Genomic DNA, 26,715 nt, shown 5'->3' on the forward strand with positions numbered 1-26,715 from the left:
TCACCCCGGCTAATCAGCAAGGGTGACAGGCGACGCGGGAAAAGTTCGTTGCCTAGCGCCTAAAGCGCTAGGTCGTACTCAACGATTAGCGGTGCGAACTCTGAGAAGGTCGCATCGTAATCGATCCACGCGTCGACCACGTGGCGGCGGAAGTTGGGGCCGACTAACTGATAGTCGATCCGCCAGCCTTCCTGGCGCTCACGAGGCACGTCTTGGTCAAGCTTCGGCCACCAGGTGTACTCACCTGCATCGCGGTTAATTTCGCGGAAGGTATCGATAAACCCGGTGGGACCAAGCACCTGATCCATCCAGGCGCGCTCTTCCGGGCGGAAGCCTGAGGTCAGTTGATTATCCGACCAGTTAGCCAAATCGACGGTTTTATGGGCAATATGCCAGGTACCGCAGAGGATGTATTCGCGGCGTTTGCGCGACATCTTCGTCAGGTACTCTTGGTACTGCTCCATAAACGCCTGTTTGGCTTTTTGGTCACTTCCATCAGGCATCAAGAAAGAAACGATACTGAAGCGTTCATAATCCGCCTGCAGAAAACGTCCTTCATGATCACACTGAGGGAACCCCAGGCCATACATAATCGCCTTGGGAATTTTGCGGCAATAGAGTGCCACACCGGAGAAACCGTCCTCTTCGGCATCCAGGAAATAGCCTTCATAGCCTTCCGGATACAGAATGTGGTCACCCAGTTCAAAACTTTTTGCCTTGATGTTCTGCACGCAGACCACGTCGACATCCTGCTGAGCCAGCCAGTCCAGGAAGCCACGATCGACGGCATCACGAATACCATTGACATTGATGCTGGCAATTTTCATAAATCGTCCCTTTTGCGTCGCTGCTGTATGATACCCGACGTTTAGACGTTTGGGTAAAGGCAGCTAGTAAAACTTGCCATTTACCCCACTTTTATTGTTGCTTTCGTACTGATTTAAACCTACCGCCTAGTGAGGAATGCCGTGGCCACCACTCTACAACCCTACCAGCGCGATTTCATTGCCTTTGCCATTGAGCAAGGCGTGCTTAAGTTTGGCGAGTTTACGCTTAAATCTGGCCGCGTTAGCCCCTACTTTTTCAACGCAGGGCTGTTTCAAACCGGTCGTGCGCTGGCCAAACTGGGGCGTTTTTACGCCCAGGCGATTGTCGATAGCGGCTTAAACGCCGATGTGTTGTTTGGCCCGGCGTACAAAGGTATCCCACTGGCGGCAGTCACCGCGGCGGCACTGGCCGATCATCACGACCGGGATATGCCCTACGCCTTCAACCGCAAAGAGGCTAAAACCCACGGAGAAGGCGGCAATATTGTGGGCGCACCGCTTGCTGGCGATATTTTGATCATTGATGACGTGATTACCGCGGGCACCGCGATTCGCGAAGTGATGACGCTGATTGAGCAGAGCGGTGCTCAGGCCGCCGGGGTAATTATCGCACTCGACCGTCAAGAGCGCGGCCAGGGCGAGCAGAGCGCGATTCAGGAAGTGCAGGCTCAGTATGCCATGCCGGTGGTCAGTATCGTTACCCTGGAGCAAGTGCTCACTTATCTGGAAGAGCATGCCGGTGGCGAAATGCTCGCCTACGCTGAAGCGATCAGGGCTTATCGTGACCGCTATGGGATTGCTGGCTGATTAGACCTGCAACGCGCCAGCAAAACCTTGCTGGCGCCACGCCTCGTAGCTCACAATAGCCACGGCGTTGGACAGGTTTAGGCTACGGTTGTTCGGCTGCATGGGCAGGCGCAATTTATGCTCCGAAGTTAGCGCTTCATGCACCTGGGGTGAGAGCCCAGCGGTTTCAGAGCCAAACAGCAGTACATCGCCTGGGGCAAAGTCCGCATCGCTGTAGGTGCGCGTGCCTTTGGTAGTGATCGCCCAGATGCGCCGCCCCTGCATGGTTTGCTGAAAGGCGCTAAAATCGGCGTGGCGAGTGACGTTGTCGAGGTCGCGGTAATCCAGCCCGGCGCGACGCAGCTTCTTCTCTTCCAGGTCGAAGCCAAGCGGCTCAATCAGGTGTAACCGGCAGCCATTATTGGCCACCAAGCGCATGATATTGCCCGTATTGGGCGCCATACGCGGTTCAAAAAGCGCTACTTCAAACATCTCCACCTGCCTGTTTATTATGCATTCGCCAAGCGGACGATTGTACTTGAAACCGTACTTGAAACCGTACTTGAAATCGTAATTGAAACCGCCTGCAACTCTCGTAGAGGACGACCGACGCCATGACGCCCGCAACGCCCAAGAGCATTCTTAGCCGCATCAAAGGGCTAAACCCGCGCCAACAGGAAGCCGTGCGCTACATTGATGGCCCTTGCCTGGTGTTGGCGGGTGCAGGTTCCGGTAAAACCAGCGTTATCACCACTAAAATTGCCTATTTGGTGCAAGAGTGTGGGATGAGCGCGCGCAGAATCGCCGCGGTGACCTTTACCAATAAAGCCGCCCGAGAGATGAAAGAGCGCGTGGGCCAGATGCTCCACGGCAAAGAGGGCCACGGGCTGACGGTCTCTACATTTCACACCCTGGGGCTGAATATTATCCGTGGCGAGCTTAAAACCTTGGGCTATAAACCGGGCTTTTCGCTATTTGACCCGGAAGACGCCAAAGCACTGCTGCGCGATTTGATGAATAAAGACGCTCAGGTGGACGCCGAGCAGATCAACGCCGTGCAGAGCAAAATTTCCACCTGGAAGAACGACTTGGTGCTGCCCAGCGATGCGCTCTCGTTTGCGGCTGATGACGATGAGCACTTTGCCGCTCGGGTGTATGAAGCCTACGTACGCCATTTAAAAGCCTACAACGCGGTGGATTTCGACGACCTGATTCTGCTGCCGGTGGTATTGCTCAAGAACGATCCGGAAGCGCTCGAGCGCTGGCGGCGCAAAATCCATTACATGCTGGTGGATGAGTACCAGGACACCAACGTCTCCCAGTACCTGTTGGTGAAACTGCTAATGGCGGAGCGCTCCACATTCACCGTAGTGGGCGATGATGACCAGTCGATCTACGCCTGGCGCGGTGCACGCCCTGAAAACCTGATTACCCTGGGTGAGGATTTCCCACGCCTGAAAGTCATCAAGCTGGAGCAAAACTACCGCTCTACCGCCACGATACTGCGCGCAGCCAACACACTGATCGCCAATAACCCCCACGTTTACGAGAAGACACTATGGTCTGATATGGGCGACGGCGCGCCTATTCGAGTAATCGTGAATCGTCATGAAGAGGCGGAGTCTGAGCGGGTCGCCAGCGAAATGCTCACCCGGCGTATCAAGGAAAAGGCCGAGTGGCGGGACTTTGCGGTGCTTTATCGGGGCAATTTCCAGGCCCGCTTGTTAGAGCTTAAGCTGCAGCACTACCAAATTCCTTACAAGCTCTCCGGTGGTACGTCGTTTTTCTCGCGCAACGAGATTAAAGACACCATGGCTTACCTGCGCCTGCTGATTAATCCCGCCGACGACAACGCTTTTTTGCGCATTGTGAACGTGCCACGCCGCGAAGTGGGCCCTGGAACGGTAGAGAAGCTCGCCAACTATGCTACAGAACGCTCAATTTCGCTGTTTGCCGCCTGCCATGAGCTTGGGTTGGAGCAAGTATTACCGACCCGAGCCGTGGAGCGGTTGTCGCGCTTTACCCACTTTATCGACGGCGTGCGCAAGCGCATGGATCAAGGCGATGCCATTGCCGCCATTCGCGACATGCTGTGGGATATGGATTACGAAGCTTGGCTGTATCAAAACGCCAGCGCGCCCACCGTCGCCGAACGTCGCATGGCCAACGTGTGGATTCTAATCGACCAGCTAGAAAAATCCCTCAACCGCGACCCAGAGGACGATACCGATTCCACCGAGACCGAAACCGACGGCGTAGAAGCAGCTATTTCACGCTTGGTACTGCGCGATATTCTGGAGCAGCAGGCGGAAGAGGATGACTCGGATAGAGTACAGCTACTCACCATGCACGCCTCAAAAGGCCTGGAGTTCCCCCACGTCTATTTAATGGGCTTGGAAGAGGATCTACTGCCTCACCGCAACGCCATCGAAGTAGGCACTGTGGAGGAGGAGCGGCGGCTGGCCTATGTGGGCATTACCCGGGCGCGGCGCACGCTAACGCTGACGCTTGCCCGCCAGCGCAAAGCCTACGGTGAACTGATGGACTGTACGCCCAGCCGCTTTTTAGATGAGCTTCCCGGGGAGGATTTGGAGTGGGAAGGTCGTGCCGATAAAGAGGATCCGGATAAGAAGCAGGCCCGCGGTAAAGACGCCATTGCCGGGCTGCGTTCGCTGCTGGGGTGATAAAGTGGGAGTTATAAAATTAGGCTTTTAAAAAAAGAATATCCACAGGGCGGCGACTAAAACACCCTGTGGATAAATTTACCAAGCTAAATCATTGCTGCTTACTTTACTGGGCTTCAGCCATTAAATAATCGACAACAGCCATCACTTCTTCATCGGAAAGATTGGGATTACCGCCTTTGGCTGGCATAGCACCGATACCGTTAATGGCGCTGGCGTAGAGCTCATCAGCCCCCTTCTCTAAACGCGCCGCCCAAGCTTCTGAATCGCCAATTGTCGGTGCGCCAGCAACGCCGTTATCGTGACATGCCACACAGCCAGAACTTGCGTAGAGAGCTTCACCGTCTAAGTCGCTGCCACCGCTGGCTTCTTCAACTGCTGCCGCGTCTTCTTCACTCGCTGCATCGTCGTTAGAAGCCATTTCTTCAGTTGCCGCTTCACCTTCAGCAGCGGCGGTCTCTTCGGTAGCGGCCTCATCGGCGGCACCTTCGTCGCTAGAAGCTTCGGCCTCTGCAGCAGCTTCATCACCGCCACTCAACTCGGGCACTTCCATAACCGGCTCAACCATATAGGCGACCGCCGCTTCCACTTCTTCATCGGAAAGGTTGGGGTTACCGCCTTTCGCCGGCATGGCGCCAATACCGTTAATAGCGTGATCTAGCAGCGTGGCGAAGCCTTGTTCAGCACGTTCAGCCCAGGCCTCTTCATCACCACGAATAGGTGCGCCCGCAGCGCCTGATTCATGACAGGCGCTACATACATTACCGTAGATGCCCTCACCGTCGATATCACCGCCACTGCTACTATCGCTAGAAGGTGCCGCTGCGGTGCCACAGTCTTGGCCTTGTAAACAGAGTTGACCCACCGGCGCCAAACGCTCGGCAATCGCATCACGTGCGGCGTCATCTTGGGCATAAACACTGGATGTGCCCGCCATGAAGCCGAGGGCCGCCAGCCCGCTCATGATCAGCTTAGCTTTCACTCTCACCACCTCTTGAGTATTGTCATCAAACTTTTATCCTCAACCCCTGTGCGTGGCAGCGCCAATATCGACGGTGCGCAGCTGAGACGCCAAGACGTGCATATAGGACTAGTATAACGGCAACGCAAAGCGCAAGAAAATGCTACTAAGCGCGCCTATTCAACCGTTGACTACTATTGGCAGCTTAATTTGGCAAACTCCTCCTCTCACCACTGCCTTTCCAGGCGAATAAACGTTGCTGCGCATAGCGTATGAAACCCGCCTGCTGGTAAAGCCGTTTAGCCGGTAAATTTATGTCATCTACCGCCAGCGTGACCTCCTGCACGCCAGCCTGCTGGGCAAGCGCGAGGCCTTTATTTAACAACGAGCGCCCCAAGCCTTTGCCACGCCAATTCGGTGTTAGTCCCATTAACATTAGCTCCCAACGGCCTAGCGCAGGGCGCGGCGCAAGCAGTAGCACACCCACCACAGCCTCGTGATAGCCCACTGCGTACCAGTGCTGTGGCGCTTGGGGATCCTGCTGATAAAACCCATTCAATAACTCTTCCACTGAGAGTACGTCGCGCAGGGGTCGGCTATCCAGCGAACCCTGACCCACTGCGGCCAGAAGATTCAGCTGTTCCGCCCAAGAAAACTCGCAAAGCGGCTGCAGTGAAAGCGGCAGCGCTTCATTCATCGCTAAGCGGTAGCGGCTACTGCCGGTTAAATGATCCAAGCAAGCCAAACGCTGCATGCCATGCTCACGTAGCAGCGCTTCTGATACGGGCGCCTGGGATGACAGCTCCAAGTGGCACAAGCGAATATTGTGGGCTTCTACCCATGCATTGGCCGCACGCAATAGTGCGCTAGTATGCACACCCTGCTCGCTGGGCAACGGCTTGGGTAACCATAGCTGCGCCATATTCATGGGCAGAGGTTGTACCCAGATGGCGCTCACTAACTGGCCTGCCTCAATAGTTATCCATAGCCCATCCCACTGGACATCTGGTTGATTGTACATTGCCTTTACGGCAGCGCTCAGTGCCGCTTGCTGTTCAGGGTCATGAGCAGCAGCCAGCTGCAGCAGTGCCTCGCGACGCCGTGCTGGCGGGCAAAGTACTACCTCTGGGCTATTTGAGGGGTCACTAGACGTCATGGCTGATCAATCAAATGCCGAGCTCCGAAGAAGTAATAAAGCGTGCTACGTTATTAGCCTACAATTTATAACCTCATCCTGACGGCCTAAGCCTTTGCACGCCACCCTTATCCGTGCTTATTTCAAAGGTTAATGGCAGCGAATGATTTAAAGGAGTAACCATCCCGCCATGCGTATATTGTTGGTAGAAGACGATCCGAGCTTAGCCTCGGGCATTCGCTTGGCATTAAAGCCCGAGAATTTCACGGTGGATCACCTGAGTGATGGCGTTAGCGCCTTGGCCGCGTTAAAGGAAGGTGAACCTTTTGATGCGGTCATTCTCGATCTGGGGCTACCGCGTATGGATGGTATGCAGGTACTGGAAGCCGTGCGGCGGCTGGGCAATCGCGCGCCCATTTTGGTATTAACCGCTCGCGATGCCGTCGATGAACGTATCGCCGGGTTGGATGCAGGTGCCGATGATTATTTAACCAAGCCGTTTGAGGTCGCTGAATTAAAAGCCCGCCTGAGAGCCTTGTTGAGACGTAGCAGTGACCAGGTAAACAGCGCCCTGGAGTGCCGAGGTATTCGCCTTGATCCGTTAACCATGCAGGTTAGCTACCAGGGGAAACCCGTGGTGTTATCACGACGGGAATTAACCCTGCTGCAAGAGTTTATGAGTCACCCTGGGCGAGTGTTCACCCGCGATACCCTAACGCGCTTGGTCTATGGCTGGGATGAAGATGTAGAAAGCAATGCCATTGAAGTACATGTGCACCACCTTCGGCGAAAATTCTTTCCTCACCTGATTCGCACACTACGCGGCATTGGTTACGTAATGGATAAAACGGACCAGGATCAGCACTCATGACCTCTATCCGCCAACGCACTCTGGGGCTAGCGCTGCTGGTGTTTGGCATTAGCATGCTGGTGATTGGCTTTATCAGCTATCGCTACGCTGCCCATGAAATTGAAGCACTGTACGATGCCAGTCTTGAACAAAATGCGCGCTTATTAGAAGGCTTGTTGCAAGCACCGCTGCCAGATGAGGCCCGGGGAGTACTGCTCAACAGCCTAGAAAGCGCTCTAGGCAAAACGGCGAGATCTGATCGACGCTTTGCAGGTTACCGGGCGGATAGCCAGCTGGGCTTTCAGCTATGGGAACGGAACCGCCTCCTGTTGCGCTCAGCTAATGCCCCTGAGTCGCCGTTGGCCGATCTCCCTTTGGGTTTCACTAGTCAGTCTATTGATGAGATCCAATGGCGCATTTATGTACTCGACATCCCCAACTCCATACAGCGGATTGTGGTTAGCGAGCGCGAAGACGTTCGCGGGGAGCTGATCAGGGCGGTAGCATTGCGCACGTTACTGCCCGACCTGATTGGCCTGCCGCTACTCACCGCCCTGCTGTGGTGGTCGATTGGCTGGGGCTTGGTACCACTGTTGCGCATGGCCGAGCAAATTCGCAATCGTGATCCGCATAATTTACAGCCCCTCACCCTCAGCCCACTGCCCCAGGAACTAGATACTATCGCCGGTGCGCTCAACCGGCTGTTAGAGCGAATCCGCATAATGCGCGTGCGTGAAAAGCGCTTTATTGCCGATGCCGCCCATGAATTACGTACCCCGTTAGCAGTGCTTGATCTACACGCCCAGAATGCCCTGACTGCCGACAATCTTGAAGATCGTCAGGAGGCACTCAGTCACCTTCGCGGCGGCGTTGCACGGGCCACGCGCTTGGTTACCCAACTCTTAACGCTGGCTCGCCTGGAGCCTGAAGAGGAGTCGCAGCCTGAATACCGCACTAGCCAGTTGCTTAGTGAAGTGCGTGAGACCCTTGCTAAGCTTTCGCCGCTGGCCGCTGAGCGCGAACAGCAACTGCTGTTAAATGCAGATGAGCAGGCAGATTGGTCGATATTAGAAGAGCCCGGTGCCATTGAAACCCTGGTACAGAATCTAGTCGGTAATGCTATCCAACACTCGCCTAACCATAGTGTCATCAGCATCACCCTAGCGACGACGCCACAAAGCTTTCAATTAACGGTGGATGACCAAGGCCCGGGGATACCAATCAATGAACGCAAAAAAGTGGTTGAGCGCTTTCAACGCTCGGGCCCCAGTGCTGGTTCAGGATTAGGACTTTCCATCGTTGAGCGGCTGGTCACACGCCATGGCGGAACCCTTCAGCTTGATGATGCCCCCAGTGGGGGATTGCGTGTGCGTATTGTTTTACAGCGCCTAAAAGAGGAGTAGCACCCTCTTTTCTTGCTAAACTGAGTTTTATGAGTCTCTTAAGGTTGCGATAAGAATTGCGTGCAACTGTGGAGGTGCAAGGCGAGCCAGACACCCACGGCTCCCTCTTTTCTCCACATGGAGGTACCCTGATGAACCAAGTGACTTTTTCACCTAAACCCTTAATTCAACTAGGCTCAGCACCACTGCTAGCCAAGCCAACTGCGCGGCGGCTACTGCCTACTAGCCCAGCGATGACGGTACTGACCGACTTTTCCCAAGTCATGCCTCAATCCGTTGATGCCGACACGCCTATCGACGAGGCGCATCTCAAGATGCGTTATAGCGGTGTAAGACTGCTGTTCGTGATGGATCACCAAGCGCACTGCATCGGAATTATTAACTCAAAAGAAGTGATTGGTACGCGGCGTATCAACATCGCCATGCAGCAGCGTAACCTCAGCCGCGAAGAAGTGACCGCTGAAATGATCATGACCCCGTGGCACAAGCTTAGCGCCATGACCATCACCCAGCTGGCATCGCTGACCATTGAGGATCTGGTGCTGTCGATGGAAGCCGTGACCGATCAACACCTGTTAATCACAGAGCAAAACGATAACCACGAACTTAGAATTCGCGGCATTATCTCAGCCAGTGATATACAGAGCGCGGTAGGTAAAGAAATCAACCCGGTGCCTATGGCGAAAAGCTTCGCTGATATTTGCCAAGTCATAACTGGCCACGATCTATAACGACTGATCGTTAACCCATTTAATTTACATCTAGAAACGCCCCTCACTGGTTACTCAGTGAGGGGCGTTTTCAGTTTGCTATACAGCGTTTAAAACAACGCGCCGTTAATCCAAAGATGCGTCGCAATGCTGGCGGCATAGCCCAGCAATATTGCCGGTACCCAGCGAAGGTGTACGGCAAAGGTATAAATACCTCGCGCCTGCCCCATAAGGGCAACCCCCGCGGCTGAGCCCATAGAGAGCAAACTACCCCCCACGCCTGCGGTTAAGGTAATCAACAGCCAGTTACCCTCCGTCATATCCGGGGCCATGGAAAGTACTGCGAACATCACCGGGATGTTGTCCACGACTGCCGAGATAAGCCCCAGCACCACGTTCGCCCACACCGGGTTCCAACTGCCGTAGAGCGTTTCGGAAAGCAGGCTGAGGTAGCCCATAAAGCCAAGGCCACCCACACACATTACAACCCCGTAGAAGAACAGCAGCGTATCCCACTCGGAACGAGCGATACGGCTGAAAATATCGAAGGGAACCACGCTACCTAGCTGCTCCAGCTTCTTCCAATCGCCCCGGCGGGAGTAGCGCTCACGCTTGCGTTCAAGCGAACGCGGCAGGCTGCGGCGTAGGTAGTAACCAAAGAACTGCAGCAGGCCTAAACCAAACATCATGCCCATGGCAGGCGGTAAGTAGAGGATAGAATGGCACAGTACCGAGATGGCCACGGTAATCAAAAACAGTACGATAATTCGCCGTGCGCCGCGCTTGAGCCAGACATTCTCTTTAAGCGAAGCAGGCTGACGATTGACGATAAAGAAATTCATGATAACCGCAGGTACCATGAAATTAACCACCGCCGGAAGCAGCAGCGCGAAGAAGCCTTCAAATGGTACTTGGCCCGCCTGCCACACCATCAGCGTGGTGATATCGCCAAATGGGCTAAAAGCACCACCCGCGTTAGAAGCTACCACCACATTGACACAGCAAAGGCCGATAAACTTATTATCACCCTCGGCCACTTTGAGTACCACGGCGCACATCAGCATGGCGGTGGTCATATTGTTGGCAATCGCCGAAATACCGAATGCCATGACACCGGTAATCCAGAACAAGGAGCGATAGCTGAAGCCTTTACGCACTAGCCAAGAACGTAGCGCATCAAATACCCGACGCTCTTCCATGGCGTTGATATAGGTCATTGCCACCAGCAAAAACAGCAGTAGCTCAGCGTATTCAAGCAGTGTTTCACGGAAGGCGGTTTCCGCCTCTTCCGGCATCCCCGCTTGTACATAGACCCAGGCCACTAGCGCCCAGATAAGCCCTGCCGCAACCAGCACCGGCTTAGACTTACGCATATGCAGTAGCTCTTCACTCATCACCAACGCATAGGCGAGCACGAAGATCACGACAGAAGAGATACCGGCAAGTGAAAGAGTAAGATCAAGGGGCCCAGCGGCGGCATAAGAGAGGGAAGGAAAGACAAAAAGCGTGCAGGCGAGCAACAACCAAGCGACCCGGCTAGCATAATGCCGGGTTACGTGGACGTTTGGTGGTTTCATGGCGATGTTATCCAATCAGAAGGGAAAAAGACCGCCACGATCATAAGCACCCTAATGACATGCTGCAACGCAACGGTTGCGCATAAGATGCGACTTATTGCCGCATCTCGTAAAGCATTTTTATTAGTTCAACTACTCACAAGGTTTGGCGTCGTCGTCACTCCACCGTCACACTCTTGGCCAGATTACGCGGCTGGTCAACATCGGTACCTTTGAGCACGGCCACGTGGTAACTCAATAGCTGTAGCGGCAGGGTATACAGCAGCGGCGCCAGCGCTTCGTGCACGTGTGGCAGGGTCAGCACACGAATATCTTCCTGGACGTCGATACCCACGCTTTCATCGGCGAACACAAACAGTTTGCCGCCGCGGGCACGGACTTCCTGAAGGTTGGATTTTAGCTTTTCAAGCAGATCATCGTTGGGGGCGACCGATATCACTGGCATTTCGCTATCCACTAGCGCCAGCGGGCCATGCTTTAACTCCCCTGCGGGATACGCCTCGGCATGAATATAGGAAATCTCTTTGAGCTTTAACGCCCCTTCAAGGGCAATCGGATAGTGAGCTCCGCGCCCCAAGAAGAGCGCATGATGTTTCTCTGCAAACGCTTGGGAAAGTATTTCGATCTGGCTATCCAACGCCAACACCCGCTGACACACCTCCGGCAACGTGCGCAGCGCAGCGATAATACCCGGATACTCAACCTGATTTTTGGCTTTACTGACCGAAAGCGTCAGCAGCATTAACGCCACTAACTGGGTAGTAAAGGCTTTGGTAGAGGCCACGCCAATTTCAGGGCCCGCGCGGGTCATGAGAGACATATCCGACTCCCGCACCAGCGAACTACCGGGCACGTTACAAATCGCCAGCGAACCCACATAGTTGAGGGTTTTAGCAAAGCGTAACGCGGCCAGGGTATCGGCGGTTTCGCCGGACTGGGAGAGGGTGACAAACAGCGTGCCTTCGGGCACGACCGGGTGGCGGTAGCGATATTCAGAGGCCACCTCGACCTGCACCGGCACCCCCGCATAGCGCTCCAGCCAATAGCGCGCCACCAGCCCCGCATGGTAGCTGGTGCCGCAGGCAATGATATGCACGTGGCGAGTGCGCTGGAAAAGCGCCAGCGCATCGGGGCCAAAGCTCTCTATTAACACGCTTTGAGCGCTCAGCCGCCCCTCTAGTGCCGCCTCAATCACCGTTGGCTGCTCGAAAATCTCTTTGAGCATATAGTGGCGATAATTGCCCTTACTGGCCGCGCCATCGCCGTGCTCAAAGGTATGGATAGGGCGCTCGACGTCGTTACCGTGGCGATCCACAATGCGAATGGCACCCTGCTCGCGCAGCTCGACCAAATCGCCCTCTTCAAGGTAAATAAAACGATCTGTGACCGGCAGCAGCGCCAGCGGGTCAGAGGCTAAAAAGGCCTCATTAATCCCCACACCGACCACCAGCGGACTACCCTGGCGCGCGCCAACCACCACGCCAGGTTCTTGAGCACACATTACGCCCAGTGCGTAGGCGCCGCCTAAGCCGTTAACGATCTGCTGGGTAGCATCAAACAGGCTGAGCCCATCAGCCAGCTTTTCGAAGAGTAAGTGAGCAATTACTTCGGTATCGGTTTCTGAGCTAAACGCATAGCCACTGCGCTGGAGGCTCTCTTTTATAGCCTCGTAGTTCTCAATGATACCGTTATGCACAACGGCAACCTGATCGCTACTGTGGTGCGGGTGCGCATTGGCCTCAGAGGGTTTACCGTGGGTTGCCCAGCGGGTATGCGCGATACCCGAAAAACCCGGTAGCGCGGCCTTATCCAATTGAGCGGTAAGCGCCGCCACTTTTCCAAGCGCACGATGGCGGGTTAATACGCCGTCGTTGAACACCGTCATACCGGCTGAATCGTAGCCGCGATATTCCAGGCGTTTTAGTCCTTCTAATAGAATTTCTTGGACGTTGCGCTGGGCAACGGCGGCCACAATGCCACACATAATCACTCTCCTAGTTTATTAACCAGAGTTCTTCACAAACGCTACTCGACCAACCCGCTGAACGGTAGAACGACGGCCATTGATTATGAATACGTCTTTTTAATGATTCTTAGCACCATTTTAAAAACGATTTTAAGTGCTGTTTTAAAGACTGACTCAAGAGCCCTCTTTAATTGCTTCCTTCTCGCCCTATGGCTTTGTCACTTTACTAGGACGCAGCCAATCAATTTTTTCTAGCTGACGGCCTCGCGTAACGGCCAACGCGTAGTCGGTGACATCTTTAGCAATCGTAGATCCAGCCCCTATGGTAGCGCCTTTGCCTACCGAAACAGGTGCGACCAAGGCGGTGTTCGAACCGATGAAGGCGTTATCACCAATATCGGTGTGGTGCTTGTTAGCGCCGTCATAGTTACAGGTGATCGTGCCTGCCCCCACGTTCACGTCACGCCCCAATCGGGCATCACCGACATAGCTTAAGTGATTGATCTTACTGCCCTCACCCACATCGGCGTTTTTGGTTTCAACGAAATTTCCCACCTTGGCTTTTACTGCTAGCCGCGTCCCTGGGCGAAGTCGCGCAAAGGGGCCAACCTGGTTCAGGCCAGCTGCCACGGTGCCGTCTATCACGCTGTGGGGCTCTATCACGCTCTCTGCACCAATGGTGCTGTTTTTGATCACGCAGTAGGGGCCTATGCGCACGCCCTCGCCTAGTTCAACTTCGCCTTCAAATACACAACCCACATCGATAAACACATCGTGACCGCAGGTCAAACGTCCGCGCACATCGAGCCGTTCGGGGTCGGCAAGTGCCACTCCTTGTGCCATTAACTTATCGGCAAACTGGCGTTGATAAACGCGCTCCAAGCGGGCCATTTGCGCTCGATTATTAACCCCTTCCACTTCAACGGCGGAGGCCGGTTGGGCAGTACATACCTTGATGCCTTCCGCTGCGGCCATGGCAATTACATCGGTCAGATAGTACTCACCCTGGGCATTTTCTGCGGAGAGCTGCGGTAACCAGCGTTTAAGCTGGGCACTCGTCATGGCCATAATACCGGTATTGCATTCGGTAATCGCAAGCTCGGCGCTGCTGGCATCTTTTTGCTCAACAATCGCCACTGCTTCGCCTGCGTCGTCACGCACAATTCGCCCATAGCCCGTGGGGTCAGCTAGCGTTACCGTCAACAGCCCCATGTGCTGCTCATCCACATGGGCCAACAGCTCGCTCAGGGATTCCCGCTGCAGCAGCGGTACATCGCCGTAAAGGATTAACACCTTACCGCTCCCTAACTGCTCGAGCGCTTGCGCCACCGCGTGTCCGGTGCCCTTCTGCTCGGCCTGAACGGCAAACTTTACAGGCTTTTCTGCCAGCACTTCGCGCAGTTGGTCAGCGCCATGACCAATAACGACATGGGTGCGATCCGGCTGCAACCCTGAAGCGGTATCCAGCACGTGCTGCACCATTGGCTTGCCGGCCAAGGGATGCAACACTTTAGGAATTTGTGAACGCATCCGCGTGCCTTTACCCGCGGCGAGAATGACAATATCCAGTTCTTGCATACTATTCACCTATTACTGATGGGTCAGCGGGCGCCGGGCTGTCTGTGGCGGGACTGTTGGTCGCTGGGGTTCGTCGTTGTTCAATGCCCAACTCATTAACCAGCGTTTCCCCAAAATAATTAACAAATTCCGGGCTAGCAATGCTGCGCCACTGCTCGCCATCACGCACGAGCAAAAGCACTTTAAGGTTATTCTCAATGGCCAGTTGCATCGCCTCCTGCTCGCCAACCACCAGTAGCGCCGTCGCCCAGGCATCTGCCCAGGCATTGGAGGGATGGAAAACAGACACCGAGGCAAGCTGGTGGGTCACCGGCCGCCCCGTGCGCGGATCAATGGTGTGGGAAAAGCGCTGGCCATTCACTTCAAAATAGTTGCGGTAATCACCCGAGGTGGCCACCGACATACTCTCTAGCGGGATAATATGCTGAGCACGCTGCTGAACATCTTCAGGCACCTCAATGCCAATCTGCCAGGGCGTTTGTTCTTCCTCATCGCGCAGGCCGCGGGCGATCAGTTCTCCGCCAATATTGACTAAGTAGTGCTCCAGCCCCTGCTGTTCCAGGTAAGCAGCTACGCGGTCAGTTCCATGGCCTTTGGCCACGCCGGAAAGGTCGACAAACACATCGCGGGTACGCCGCGCCTGCATATTTTGGGTGTCGATTTCTAGCGCATCAATGCCTACCTGGGCAAGCTCCTCGGACAGGGCATCGTCGGAAGGGACGGTTTCAGGCCGTGCACCGGGGCCAAAGCTCCATAAATTGACCAGGTCGCCTACAGTAATATCAAAAGCGCCGTGGCTGGCTTCAGCGACGGATTGGCTAATCGCAAGCACGTCAATAAGCTCATTGGAGAGCGGCTGCCACTCATCTAAAGGCGCTTCGTTGAAGGCGATCAGCTCCGAGTCATCCCGGTAGGTCGACATCGCCTGATCAACGCTCTCCAACTCTGCTTTAAAGCCCTCTTCCAATTCAAGAGACTCGCCCTGAGTAAGCGGATCCATAATGGTCACCTGGTAGAAGGTGCCGAAAATATTGCCATCAAAGCGTACCGGTGGTTCCAGCGGTCGATCACTCTCTGAGCAGCCTGCCACGCCTAACCCCAAGCCCAGCAGTGAGCCCGTTACGATCAGTGCACGTCCCCACCTTGCTGTGCGTTCAACAGCCTTTTTCATCGTTGCTTTATCCTAAAAATAAAAGAACCACAGCAGCCAGACGCCGAACAGCACGCGATAAATCACAAAGGGCTGCATTCCCAATTTTTTTATAACCACCAGAAAGTAGTGAATACACAAATACGCGCTTATTCCCGATAACAGGGTGCCCGCCAACATCGCGATCCAATCAATCGACTGTGGAACGCTAAACAGCCCTACTGCTTCTAGGCCACCTGCCAGCACAATCACCGGGATTGATAATAAGAAAGAGAAGCGCGAGGCGCCTTCTCGGTTCATGCCCACCATCAGCGCCGCGGTAATGGTAATCCCCGAGCGCGAGGTTCCTGGGATGAGTGCTAGCGCCTGGGCACCACCAATAATCAGCACATCCTTCAAACGCAGTTGGTACTCGCTGCGCGTACCCTCTTTACGCCAATCGGCATACCCCAACAATAGCCCGAAACCAATTAAACTGAAGCCGATAATCAGCGTAGAGCGCATAAAATGAGAAATAACATCGTGCAGTAGTAAACCAATAAGCCCCACCGGGATGGTCGCTAACGTCACCCATAAAGCCAGTCGTGCGTCTTCGTTCACTCCTTTGCCGCTGAGCGCAGCCAAGCTGCTAATGACCATCTGCCAAATTTCCTGCCGGAAATAGATAATCACCGCGGAGAGGCTGCCTAAATGTAGGGCAACATCAAAGGCTAGGCCTTGATCTTGCCACTCTGTCAGCACAGGCACCAAGATTAGGTGGGCAGAGCTTGAAACGGGTAAAAATTCTGACACTCCCTGAACAACCGCTAACACCACCACCTGGAGCCAATCCATAAAAAAATCCTGTGCATAGAAACAATTTAATGGTTGCAATGGCGCTTAAGGATACACATCCACCTATTCGTTGTCCGCCATTGCCTTTGCTGAGACTAGCCACCACTGACACACAAAGGTATCGTTTCACAGCCTGAAAGCAGTGGAGGCTATAGAGGATATAAGGAGTGCGCTACAATAGGCGTCTATTGAATGCGTGCGTCCTTGCAAGGTACCCATGACTCAGACCATCGAAACGCCAGTGGTTCACGACCAAGCGCGACTTAGCCAAGAGGCCAAGCGTGTTACCTACATCGGTGCGTGGCTAGATGCCCTATTAAGCATCGTCAAAGTCGTGATCGGTTTTATGGTCGGTTCAGCGGCGTTGATTGCCGACGGCATCCACTCCCTATCTGATTTAGTCACCGACGGCTTTGTCCTGGCGGCCATTCACTATGGGCGTCAGGAGCCCGATAAAGACCACCACTACGGCCACGGCCGTATCGAAACCCTGACGACCCTGCTGCTGGGAAGCGTACTGATTTTCGTGGCTGGCGCGATTGCCTGGTCGAGCCTGGATCGCCTGTTTAGCGGCGCCGACGTTAACGCCCCTGGCGCGCTGGCAATCGTGATTACTGTCATCGCGCTGTTTAGCAAAGAGTGGATTTTTCGCTACACCATGCGGGTTGCCAAGCGAGTAAAGTCAAAGTTACTCGAAGCCAACGCCTGGCACTCGCGCAGTGATGCATTATCCACTGCCGTGGTGTTGGTAGCCTTGGTGGGCGCCCAGTTTGGCTTGGGTTGGCTGGATGCCGTGGCCGCCATCATTGTGGGTTTATTAGTCGGCAAGGTAGGTTTGGACTTGCTGTGGGAGTCGGCGCGGGAATTGGTGGATACCGCGCTACCAGAGGACGTACAGGATCAGATGCACGATGTTGCCTGCAGCGTTCCGGGGGTGGATAGTGTCCACGATCTGCGTACCAGGCAATCCGCCGGCTGGGTAATGGTCGACCTACACGTGGTGGTCGGGCCGAAAATTACCGTGTCGGAAGCCCACGAAATCGGTAACGAAGTCAGCCGTCGCCTACGCCATGAGTTTCCCGCACTGACCGACGTGATATTCCACGTTGACCCCGAAGACGACGCCGGGGCGGGTGATCCTAGCCGCCTTCCCGGCCTTCCGCTCCGCCCTGAAGTAGAGGCTGCCCTGGATGCACGCTGGTACAAGCACCCTGTGTGGCGCACCCTGAACGAGCTCCAGTTGCACTACTTGGACGATAAGGTGTCGGTATCATTGATCATTGATGACGCAGTGCATCAGCCGCCCCAGTGCCTCGCTAGCCAACTAAAAGCGCTGGCTAGCGATATCGAGTGGCTCGGCCACGTCGAGGTGCTGTTTATCACCCGCGCCGCCAGTAGCTCGATGCGCTAGAGCCACTACCCGCTGGTTGTTTCCTCTTATAACCCCGTCAACAGCAGTGTGGCGATGCTGAAGTAGATCACCACCCCAGAGGCATCAATCAAGGTGGTGACCAGCGGTGCTGATGCCGTGGCAGGGTCGACCTTAAAGCGCTCGAGTACGAACGGCAGGCACATCCCCAACAAGCTGCCAAACAGCACGATGGTCACCATGCTCAAGGCGACCACCATTGCCAGCTCTTCTCCCCCGCGCATAATGCCAATAGGCGTTACCGCGATGGCCATGGTGATACCCAGTGACCCGGCGACAAGTAGCTCGCGGCCCAGTAGTTTGCCCCAATCTTTGACGCCAACGTCACCGGTCGCCATGCCGCGCACCATCAACGTGGCTGCCTGAGCCCCGGCGTTACCGCCACTACCGATCAATAACGGTAAAAAGAATACCAGTGCTACCTGGGCGGCAATGGTCTCTTCAAAATAGGCAATCCCGGCCCCCGAAAACAGATTGGCAAAGACCAGCAGTACCAGCCAGAATACGCGCTTACGGTAGAGGCTCCAGAGCTTCACACGGCTTACGCCATCTTCCAGTTGGCCGATCGACATCCCCTTGTGGAAATCCTCTGTCGCCTCGGATTCAGCGACATCCATCGCGTCATCGTGGGTCACGATACCGACCATGCGTTCATCGGCATCGATCACTGGCAGCGCCAACAAGTCATACTTCGCTACAATACGGGCGACATCTTCCTGGGCACTATCAACCCGTGTACTGATGACATCCTTGATCATAATGTCATCAACAATGGCGCCGGGGCGTGCCACCATAAGCTGACGCAGCGACATGGTACCGATCAGTTGTCCGTCGCTATCCAGGATATACAGCTGATAGACCGTTTCCGCGTCGGGAGCGGTCTGGCGTACCCTCATCATCGCCTGCGACACCGTCATGCCACTGGCTATGGAGACATAGTCAGAGGTCATGATGGCGCCGGCGGTACCCTCTTCGTAGCTGGCAAGCCGCTTCAGGTCTTCTCGCTCGCGGTGAGCCATGCGACGCAGCAGTGCCTCACGACGGTCTTCATTGAGAAGATTGAACAGATCGGCACGTTCGTCCGACCCCATTTCTTCGAGCAGCTTGAGAACCTGGCTGTCATCCAGCTTTCCTACCACCTCGAGCTGGCTCTCCCCAGGCAAATAGCCCAACACATTGGCTGCCCGTTCCGCAGAAAGAATATCCAGAAGGGCGAGCGCAGCAGGCAGCTCTTCGTCATCCTCGATCATCTCTTCGAGCACTTCACCGATATCCGCGGAGCGGGTTTCGGCCAAACGCAAAGAGAGCACCGATTTACTGGGCACTTCCTTGCCCAACTCGTCGAGCAGCTCGGCTTTTAATTCCTGTAGGCTTTCATCATTCAGTGCCATGATTCTCCCCCCTTGCGCTTACAAGCGTCGTGCTGCCGAGCTAATCCATCACCCAGCCCATTCTACTGACCAAACTCATCATACTTACTTATTTGACTGCCAAACAAAAAAACGCCCCTTAAACCCTGGTAGCGGGTTTAAGGGGCGTTGGACACACGCCAAGTGCGTGAGTATTAGCCTTTACCCGCCTTTTTACGCAGCTGCTGAATCGTTCGCAGCTGTGCAACGGCTTCGGCAAGTTCAGCGGCAGCACGAGTATAATCGAGCTCCGATGACTTCTCATTAAAGGCTCTCAGCGCCTGCTGACGCGCTTCTTCGGCAGCGGCCTCGTTGAGGTCGCTGGCACGTGATGCAGAGTCGGCCAGAATCGTCACGACATTCGGCTGGACTTCCATGAAGCCCCCCGAGACAAAGAAGTTCTCTTCCTTGCCGCCATCGTGAATCACGCGTACCGGACCCGGCTGAAGCTCGGTCAGCAGCGGGGCGTGACCCGGCAAAACACCCAGGTCACCCATAATCCCGGAAGCAATCACCTGCTCAACGGTACCTGAGAAGATCGATGCTTCAGCGCTGACGATATTGCAAGTAAAGCTATTCGCCATAGCGAATCCCCCTAATGGACGGGATTACTTCTTCATCTGGTTGGCTTTCTCGACGGCTTCGTCGATGGAGCCGACCATATAGAAGGCCTGTTCCGGCATATCGTCGTATTCGCCAGCAAGAATGCCCTGGAAGCCACTGATGGTGTCTTTCAGTGAGACATACTTACCTGGTGAACCGGTAAATACTTCGGCCACGAAGAACGGCTGCGACAAGAAGCGCTGGATTTTACGCGCCCGGGAAACGGCCAACTTGTCTTCGTCAGACAGCTCGTCCATCCCCAGAATGGCGATAATATCCTTAAGCTCTTTGTAGCGTTGAAGAACGTTCTGCACACCACGAGCGGTGGCGTAGTGCTCTTCACCGACGACCAGCGGATCCAACTGACGTGAGGTGGAGTCCAACGGGTCGATCGCCGGATAGATACCCAGCTCGGCGATAGAACGTGCCAATACCACGGTAGCATCCAGGTGCGAGAAGGTGGTCGCCGGCGACGGGTCGGTCAAGTCATCCGCAGGTACGTAAACGGCCTGTACGGAGGTGATTGAGCCGGTTTTCGTCGAGGTAATACGCTCCTGCAGAACGCCCATCTCTTCAGCCAGCGTAGGCTGATAACCTACCGCTGATGGCATACGACCCAACAGTGCCGATACTTCGGTACCCGCCAGGGTGTAGCGGTAGATGTTATCGACGAACAGTAGAACGTCGCGGCCTTCATCACGGAATTTCTCAGCGATGGTCAGGCCGGTCAACGCTACGCGCAGACGGTTACCCGGGGGTTCGTTCATCTGACCATAAACCAGCGATACCTTATCGATAACGTTGGATTCAGTCATTTCGTGATAGAAGTCGTTACCCTCACGCGTACGCTCACCAACACCGGCGAATACAGAGTAGCCGCTGTGCTCGGTGGCGATGTTGCGGATAAGCTCCATCATGTTAACGGTCTTACCGACACCGGCGCCGCCGAACAGGCCAACTTTACCACCCTTAGCGAACGGGCAGACCAAGTCGATAACCTTGATACCGGTTTCCAGCAGCTCGTTAGAAGCTGCTTGGTCGGCATAGCTCGGTGCTTTACGGTGGATCGGCATACGCTCTTGCTCACCGATCGGTCCCGCTTCGTCGATCGGTTCGCCGAGTACGTTCATAATACGGCCCAGCGTTTCCTTACCTACCGGTACGGAAATGGCGGCACCTGTGCTGGTCACGTCCATGCCACGCTTCAAGCCCTCAGTGGAGCCCATGGCGATGGTGCGCACCACGCCGTCGCCCAGCTGCTGCTGGACTTCGAGGATGGTCTCAACATCGGAGACCTTCAGCGCGTCGTAGACCTTGGGCACAGAGTCCCGCGGAAACTCTACGTCAATCACCGCGCCGATGATTTGTACGATACGTCCGCTCATCTTGGTTCCTCTCTAAAACCTGCAAATGAAACCTGTCTGCCGGGAGCCGCTAAAAGCGTCGGCTCCCTAGGCGTTATACGGCAGCAGCGCCGCCGACGATCTCAGAAATTTCCTGGGTGATGGCGGCCTGGCGGGCCTTGTTGTAGACCATCTCCAGATCGTCGATAAGGCCGCCTGCGTTGTCAGTGGCACTTTTCATAGCGATCATTCGGGCGGCTTGTTCGCAAGCGCCGTTTTCCACTACCGCCTGATACACCTGCGATTCGATGAAACGAACCAGCAGGCTATCGAGCAACGCCTTGGCATCCGGTTCATACAGGTAGTCCCAGCTTCCGGGACGGGCGTTTTCGTCGTCTTGCTCAGCGTCTGCGCCCATATCAGGCGACAGCGGAAGAAGCTGACGAACCACTGGCTTTTGGGTCATGGTGTTCACAAACTCGTTGTGCACCACGTAAAGCCGGTCGAGACGTCCTTCATCGTACGCTTCGAGCATGACCTTAATACTGCCAATCAGACCTTCAACGGTCGGGGCTTCGCCTAAACCACTCTTCGCCGCCACCAAATTGCCACCGTAGTTGCGGAAAAAGGTGCTGGCCTTAGCGCCCAAAGCGCAAAAATCCTGCTCTGCGCCCTGCTTTTTCCACTCGCTGGCCTGTTTAAGTAAGGCTTTGAAGAGGTTGTGGTTCAAGCCACCGCACAGACCACGGTCTGTAGAGACCACAATGTAACCAACGCGCTTAACCTCGCTACGCTCGACCATATAGTCGTGCCTGTACTCGGGGTTCGCGTCGGCAATGTGGCCGACCACATTGCGGATCTGCTTAGCGTAAGGCTGACTAGCTCTCATCAGATCTTGCGCTTTACGCATTTTAGATGCAGCCACCATTTCCATGGCGCTGGTGATCTTCTGCGTATTTTTAATGCTCCCGATCTGGGTGCGTATCTCTTTTGCAGCTGCCATAGCGATCTACCCTTCGTTCGTGGCTCTCAGAAAGCATGCAAACCCGTCCATCACAGACGGGCTAGACATTACCAGCTCTGAGTCGCCTTGAACTTCTCGAGACCCGACTTCAAGCTGTCTTGAATCTCACCATTGTAGTCGCCGCTCTGGTTGATCTTGTCGAGTAGATCAGCGTGCTCAGACTTCATGTAGTCGTGCAAGGCACGCTCGAAGTCCAGCACCTTGTTCACTTCGACATCATCCAGGAAGCCTTCGTTGGCGGCATACAGCGACAGCGCCATTTCAGCGATCGACATCGGCGAGTACTGGTTCTGCTTCATCAGCTCGGTAACACGCTGACCGTGCTCAAGCTGCTTACGCGTCGCTTCATCAAGATCAGAGGCAAACTGCGAGAACGCCGCCAGTTCACGGTACTGGGCCAAGGCTAGACGTACGCTACCGCCCAGTTTCTTGATGATCTTGGTCTGCGCCGAACCACCCACACGAGAAACCGACAGACCTGCGTTAATCGCCGGACGAATACCGGAGTTAAACAGGTTGGTTTCCAGGAAGATCTGACCGTCGGTGATCGAGATCACGTTGGTCGGTACAAACGCGGAGACGTCGCCGCCCTGGGTTTCGATGATCGGCAGCGCGGTCAAGGAACCGGTTTTGCCTTTCACTTCGCCGTTGGTGAACTTCTCAACGTAGTCGACATTAACTCGTGCAGCACGCTCAAGTAGACGCGAGTGGAGATAGAAGACGTCACCAGGATAGGCTTCACGACCCGGCGGGCGACGCAGCAGCAGCGATACCTGACGGTAGGCGACGGCCTGCTTGGAGAGGTCGTCATATACAATCAGCGAGTTCTCGCCGCGGTCGCGGAAGTATTCGCCCATGGTGCAGCCGGAGTAAGCGGCCAGGAACTGCATCGGCGCCGGATCCGCAGCGCCAGCAGCGACCACGATGGTGTGCTCCATGGCGCCGTGCTCTTCAAGCTTGCGTACCACGTTGGCAATGGTCGACTGCTTCTGGCCAATCGCCACGTAGACACAGGTCACGCCTTTGCCTTTCTGGTTGATGATCGCATCAATGGCAATGGCGGACTTACCGATTTGACGGTCACCGATGATCAGCTCACGCTGACCACGACCGATCGGCACCATGGCATCGATCGATTTCAGACCGGTTTGAATCGGCTCATCGACGGACTGACGGGTAATAACGCCCGGCGCCACTTTCTCAACGGCGTCGGTCATGGTGGTGTTAATGTCGCCTTTACCATCAATGGGGTTACCCAGCGCATCGACCACACGACCAATCAGCTCAGGGCCTACCGGCACTTCGAGAATACGACCGGTACACTTGGCGGTCATGCCCTCTTCGAGCTGCAGGTAGTCACCCAGCACTACGGCACCCACGGAGTCACGCTCCAGGTTGAGTACCATGCCAAAGATGCTGTTGGGGAATTCGATCATTTCACCAAACATCGCGTCTTCGAGGCCGTGAATTTTCACGATACCGTCGGAAACGGTCACGATGGTGCCCTGATTATGGGCTTCGGATGCGACGTCAAGCTTTTCAATTCGCTGCTTGATGATGTCGCTGATCTCGGAAGGATTCAGTTGCTGCATGCCATGTCCCTCAGACTCAAGCGGTTAGCGCTTCGGAAAGGCGGTTCAATCGACCACGTACGGAGCCGTCAATAACGGTATCGCCAGCACGCAGGATGACACCGCCAATCAGCGACTTGTCCACCTGAGTAGTAATAGAGATTTCGCGATTCAGACGTTTCTTAAGCGCGTTCGCTAGTTTGGTCTTCTGCTTACTATCTAACTTGTAAGCAGAGGTGACGTTCACTTCAACCCGCTGCTCGTGTTCGGCACGCAGGTGCTCGAACTGATCAGCAATGGAGGCCAACGCCATCAGGCGGCCCTGGTCAGCCAAAACAGTCAAAAATCGCTGTAAAGCCTCATCCTGTTGCTCAGGAATAAGCTCGACAAGCAGCGACACTTTTTGCTCGCTGTCTAATTTGGGACTGCTTAGCCGATGGCGCACGACGTCATCTGCTACCGCAACACTTAAAAAACCTAGCGCTTGTGACCAACTATCAAGCGCCTCATGATCACGCGCGTATTCAAACGCTGCCTTAGCGTAAGGACGAGCGACGGTAAGTAATTCCGCCATGGTTCACCTCCTTACAGTTCAGCAGCAAGCTCATCGAGTAACTTGCGATGGGCTTGTTCGTCGACCGACGCTTCAAGAACACGCTCGGCACCCATAACGGCGAGATAAGAGACCTGGGCACGAAGTTCATCCTTAGCGCGATTCACTTCTTGCTCAATCTCGGAACGTGCACTCGCTACTAGGCGTTCGCCTTCGGCGCGGGCCTGTTCGCGGGCTTCTTCAACTATCTGGGCAGAGCGTTTGTTGGCCTGCTCAAGAATCTGAGAAGCTTGCTCCTTGCTTTCGCGCAGCGTCTGCTCCGCCCGCTCTTGAGCAAGCTCAAGATCACGGTTAGCACGGCTGGCTGCATCCAAGCCATCAGCAATTTTTTTCTGACGCTCATGAAGCGCGTTGCTGATCGGAGGCCACACATACTTTAAGCAAAACCAGACAAAGATCGCGAAGGCGATCGTCTGCCCGATTAGCGTCATGTTGATATTCACAGGAATGTACCTCTGACAAGTTCGTGGCGACCGGAGTGAAACAAAACCGAGCGCTTAACGCTCGGCTGAGCTGTCATTAACCGGCAACAACGAAGATCAGGTACATTGCGATACCAACACCGATCATCGGAACGGCATCCAACAGACCTGCCATTAGGAAGGTTTTGGTTTGCAGTTGGTCGCCCAGTTCAGGCTGACGCGCTGTAGATTCCAGCAGCTTACCACCCAAAATAGCGAAGCCAATGCCGGTACCTAGAGCGCCGAGACCGATCATGATGGAAGCGGCAATGTAGATAAGTTCCATGGTAATGCTCCTAGTTTTTCAAGTTAAAGGTCGAGGGTTGAGGTTAAGGGTTAATGTGTTTCAAGCATTGCTCGGATTAGTGATGCTCGTGTGCAGCGCTTAGATACACCACGGACAGCACTGTAAAGATGAAAGCTTGTAGTACGACGATCAAAATATGGAAAATGGCCCACGGCACATCCAGCACCCAGATAGCCCAGAACGGCAGCATGGCGATCAAAATAAAGATCACTTCGCCGGCAAACATGTTGCCGAACAGACGCATCGCCAAACTAAACGGTTTAACCAGCAGCGCGACAATTTCCAGCAGGAGGTTAAAGGGAATCAGCGCCCAGTGGTTAAACGGGGTCAATGACAGCTCTTTGGCGAAACCACCCACGCCTTTAACCTTAAAGCTGTAGTAAAGGATCAGTCCGAATACCCCTAATGCCAAACCCAGCGTGGCGTTCACATCGGTGGTGGGGACAATTTTCATGTAGTCCACGCCCAGCTTGCTGAACAGCACGGGGAAGTAGTCGACCGGAATAATTTTGAGCGTGTTCATGAACAGAATCCACACGAACAACGTCAACGCGAGGGGGGCGATGATCGGGTTATGCCCTTTAAATGTCCCCTTGATCATGTCCTCGACAAACTCTACGACCATCTCAACGGCATTTTGCAGACCACTGGGTACTCCCGTGGTGGCCATTTTGCCCGCTTTGCGGAAAATCCAGATAAACAGCAACCCCATGGCAATCGACCAGCCCATGGTATCCAGGTGAATGGCCCAAAAGCCCATTTCACTTGCTTCTTCTGCTGAATGCGCCAGCGACCAGCCGTTCTCAGGATGATTGCCAAAGGTCAAATTCTGCAAGTGGTGCTGGATATAGTAAGTCGTTGAGACTTCGTTTCCTGCGGCCATGGATGTGTCACCTCAATCAGTTGTGCAATTTTCTAGGCATTAGCGTTTTTTGGCATTAACCAAGGCGTAAGCCAATGCGTTAGAACAACTGCAACATAAGCATAAAAAAAGAAAGTAGGGTTTGAGGGGGGCGCTGCCACGAACACTGCAACAAACAGTGCCACCGTCAAACCAAACTTGCCTGCCTCGGCGCGAAACAGGCGCATCGCTGCCTTTGAAGGGCTACTCGCGCGTAAAACCCCCATTCGTTTGATAAAAAAGGCGTGCGGTAATAAGGCTACCAGCGCCCCTTTAAAAACCGATGACACGCCTTCTAAATCGGCGACTAGATAGGCGGCCAACATACCAACGAAGGTGATCATCAGTTGCGCGATCGTGAGCCGAACGATGTAGGCTTTTCGACGCTGGGTTTCGTATCGCTGCATACCGGCCCAGCCTCACTGATAAAAACCAATACCTCGACCAGCTAATAGCTAGACAAACCAAGGCAACCTGCACAAATCTTGCGCGATTATAGGGAAGCGCTATCACACCTTCAACCGAAGTCGCACCGATTTTGCCCGCTTAAGGGCTGATTTGCGACCAAAGGGGGAAAACGTGTGCGCTTCTTA

Annotated in this window: 25 protein-coding genes; 6 read left to right on the top strand and 19 right to left on the bottom strand. The window is 54.7% G+C overall.

The genetic code is table 11. The annotated features are described in order from the left end of the window. Positions 1–59: 59 nt before the first annotated feature. Positions 60–827: an exodeoxyribonuclease III gene (locus RO22_RS01850; protein WP_009286323.1), complete on the bottom strand. Its 768-nt coding sequence runs from the start codon at positions 825–827 to the stop codon at positions 60–62. 141 nt (positions 828–968) lie between these two features. On the opposite strand from RO22_RS01850, the gene pyrE reads away from it, so the two are divergent. Beyond that, a complete protein-coding gene (gene pyrE, locus RO22_RS01855) occupies positions 969–1,634 on the top strand; it encodes an orotate phosphoribosyltransferase (protein ID WP_039857831.1) in 666 nt (221 codons plus the stop codon). Here pyrE and RO22_RS01860 read toward each other — a convergent pair whose 3' ends face one another. Beyond that, the gene (locus RO22_RS01860; RefSeq protein WP_022521067.1) at positions 1,635–2,105 is read right to left on the bottom strand and encodes a tRNA (cytidine(34)-2'-O)-methyltransferase; all 471 of its coding nucleotides are present in this window, start codon (positions 2,103–2,105) and stop codon (positions 1,635–1,637) included. A 122-nt stretch (positions 2,106–2,227) separates the two neighbouring features. Between RO22_RS01860 and rep the strand changes: the two genes are divergently transcribed. After that, on the top strand, positions 2,228–4,297 hold the full coding sequence (gene rep / locus RO22_RS01865; RefSeq protein ID WP_041157443.1) for a DNA helicase Rep: 2,070 nt from the start codon (positions 2,228–2,230) through the stop codon (positions 4,295–4,297). 106 nt (positions 4,298–4,403) lie between these two features. Here rep and RO22_RS01870 read toward each other — a convergent pair whose 3' ends face one another. Together RO22_RS01870 and RO22_RS01875 are read right to left on the bottom strand one after the other, a co-directional pair. Next, positions 4,404–5,279 (bottom strand): c-type cytochrome, encoded by an 876-nt coding sequence (locus tag RO22_RS01870; RefSeq protein WP_041157444.1) that lies wholly within the window; start codon positions 5,277–5,279, stop codon positions 4,404–4,406. A gap of 184 nt (positions 5,280–5,463) precedes the next feature. Further along, complete coding sequence (locus RO22_RS01875; RefSeq protein ID WP_022521065.1) at positions 5,464–6,414, bottom strand: GNAT family N-acetyltransferase; 951 nt, start codon at positions 6,412–6,414, stop codon at positions 5,464–5,466. A gap of 169 nt (positions 6,415–6,583) precedes the next feature. On the opposite strand from RO22_RS01875, the gene RO22_RS01880 reads away from it, so the two are divergent. The 3 genes from RO22_RS01880 to RO22_RS01890 all read left to right on the top strand — a co-directional run bounded on the left by RO22_RS01880 (position 6,584) and on the right by RO22_RS01890 (position 9,377). After that, positions 6,584–7,264: a response regulator transcription factor gene (locus RO22_RS01880; RefSeq protein ID WP_041157445.1), complete on the top strand. Its 681-nt coding sequence runs from the start codon at positions 6,584–6,586 to the stop codon at positions 7,262–7,264. Continuing rightward, positions 7,261–8,646, top strand: a complete 1,386-nt coding sequence (locus RO22_RS01885; RefSeq protein ID WP_022521063.1) for an ATP-binding protein — start codon at positions 7,261–7,263, stop codon at positions 8,644–8,646. Before RO22_RS01880 ends, RO22_RS01885 begins: the two co-directional genes overlap by 4 nt. A gap of 131 nt (positions 8,647–8,777) precedes the next feature. After that, entirely contained in the window at positions 8,778–9,377 is a 600-nt protein-coding gene (locus RO22_RS01890; protein WP_022521062.1) for a CBS domain-containing protein, read from the top strand. Positions 9,378–9,466: 89 nt separating this feature from the next. Here the strand turns inward: RO22_RS01890 and nhaD are convergent, their stop codons facing one another. From nhaD to RO22_RS01915, 5 genes are all read right to left on the bottom strand, one after another. Then, positions 9,467–10,933, bottom strand: coding sequence for a sodium:proton antiporter NhaD (gene nhaD / locus RO22_RS01895; RefSeq protein WP_022521061.1), 1,467 nt, complete (start codon positions 10,931–10,933; stop codon positions 9,467–9,469). A 157-nt stretch (positions 10,934–11,090) separates the two neighbouring features. Next, on the bottom strand, positions 11,091–12,917 hold the full coding sequence (glmS, locus tag RO22_RS01900; RefSeq protein WP_041157446.1) for a glutamine--fructose-6-phosphate transaminase (isomerizing): 1,827 nt from the start codon (positions 12,915–12,917) through the stop codon (positions 11,091–11,093). Positions 12,918–13,106: 189 nt separating this feature from the next. Next, positions 13,107–14,477 carry a bifunctional UDP-N-acetylglucosamine diphosphorylase/glucosamine-1-phosphate N-acetyltransferase GlmU gene (glmU, locus tag RO22_RS01905; protein WP_041157447.1) on the bottom strand — a complete coding sequence of 457 codons (1,371 nt, stop codon included), beginning with the start codon at positions 14,475–14,477 and terminating at the stop codon, positions 13,107–13,109. Between the two features lies 1 nt (position 14,478). Further along, positions 14,479–15,648 (bottom strand): FAD:protein FMN transferase, encoded by a 1,170-nt coding sequence (locus RO22_RS01910; RefSeq protein WP_041157448.1) that lies wholly within the window; start codon positions 15,646–15,648, stop codon positions 14,479–14,481. A 12-nt stretch (positions 15,649–15,660) separates the two neighbouring features. Next, complete coding sequence (locus tag RO22_RS01915) at positions 15,661–16,461, bottom strand: undecaprenyl-diphosphate phosphatase (RefSeq protein WP_041157449.1); 801 nt, start codon at positions 16,459–16,461, stop codon at positions 15,661–15,663. 217 nt (positions 16,462–16,678) lie between these two features. Between RO22_RS01915 and RO22_RS01920 the strand changes: the two genes are divergently transcribed. Next, positions 16,679–17,872 (top strand): cation diffusion facilitator family transporter, encoded by a 1,194-nt coding sequence (locus RO22_RS01920; RefSeq protein WP_041157450.1) that lies wholly within the window; start codon positions 16,679–16,681, stop codon positions 17,870–17,872. Between the two features lie 26 nt (positions 17,873–17,898). On the opposite strand, the gene mgtE is transcribed toward RO22_RS01920, so the two are convergent. From mgtE to RO22_RS01970, 10 genes are all read right to left on the bottom strand, one after another. After that, the gene (mgtE, locus tag RO22_RS01925) at positions 17,899–19,281 is read right to left on the bottom strand and encodes a magnesium transporter (protein WP_009286337.1); all 1,383 of its coding nucleotides are present in this window, start codon (positions 19,279–19,281) and stop codon (positions 17,899–17,901) included. 173 nt (positions 19,282–19,454) lie between these two features. Next, positions 19,455–19,883 (bottom strand): F0F1 ATP synthase subunit epsilon, encoded by a 429-nt coding sequence (locus RO22_RS01930; RefSeq protein WP_027958509.1) that lies wholly within the window; start codon positions 19,881–19,883, stop codon positions 19,455–19,457. A gap of 24 nt (positions 19,884–19,907) precedes the next feature. Continuing rightward, entirely contained in the window at positions 19,908–21,287 is a 1,380-nt protein-coding gene (gene atpD, locus RO22_RS01935; protein WP_009286338.1) for a F0F1 ATP synthase subunit beta, read from the bottom strand. A gap of 73 nt (positions 21,288–21,360) precedes the next feature. Continuing rightward, positions 21,361–22,248, bottom strand: coding sequence for a F0F1 ATP synthase subunit gamma (gene atpG / locus RO22_RS01940; RefSeq protein WP_009286339.1), 888 nt, complete (start codon positions 22,246–22,248; stop codon positions 21,361–21,363). A gap of 68 nt (positions 22,249–22,316) precedes the next feature. Then, positions 22,317–23,861: a F0F1 ATP synthase subunit alpha gene (atpA, locus tag RO22_RS01945; protein WP_041157451.1), complete on the bottom strand. Its 1,545-nt coding sequence runs from the start codon at positions 23,859–23,861 to the stop codon at positions 22,317–22,319. A gap of 16 nt (positions 23,862–23,877) precedes the next feature. After that, positions 23,878–24,414, bottom strand: coding sequence for a F0F1 ATP synthase subunit delta (locus RO22_RS01950; RefSeq protein ID WP_027958508.1), 537 nt, complete (start codon positions 24,412–24,414; stop codon positions 23,878–23,880). Between the two features lie 11 nt (positions 24,415–24,425). Further along, the gene (locus RO22_RS01955; protein ID WP_022521052.1) at positions 24,426–24,896 is read right to left on the bottom strand and encodes a F0F1 ATP synthase subunit B; all 471 of its coding nucleotides are present in this window, start codon (positions 24,894–24,896) and stop codon (positions 24,426–24,428) included. Between the two features lie 76 nt (positions 24,897–24,972). Continuing rightward, a complete protein-coding gene (gene atpE, locus RO22_RS01960; RefSeq protein ID WP_022521051.1) occupies positions 24,973–25,200 on the bottom strand; it encodes a F0F1 ATP synthase subunit C in 228 nt (75 codons plus the stop codon). Between the two features lie 76 nt (positions 25,201–25,276). After that, positions 25,277–26,104, bottom strand: coding sequence for a F0F1 ATP synthase subunit A (gene atpB, locus RO22_RS01965; RefSeq protein ID WP_009286341.1), 828 nt, complete (start codon positions 26,102–26,104; stop codon positions 25,277–25,279). Positions 26,105–26,136: 32 nt separating this feature from the next. Then, positions 26,137–26,529 carry an ATP synthase subunit I gene (locus RO22_RS01970; protein ID WP_022521050.1) on the bottom strand — a complete coding sequence of 131 codons (393 nt, stop codon included), beginning with the start codon at positions 26,527–26,529 and terminating at the stop codon, positions 26,137–26,139. Between the last annotated feature and the right edge of the window lie 186 nt (positions 26,530–26,715).

It is taken from the genome of Halomonas sp. KHS3 (genome assembly GCF_000830495.1).
Classification (GTDB): Bacteria; Pseudomonadota; Gammaproteobacteria; order Pseudomonadales; family Halomonadaceae; genus Vreelandella; species Vreelandella titanicae.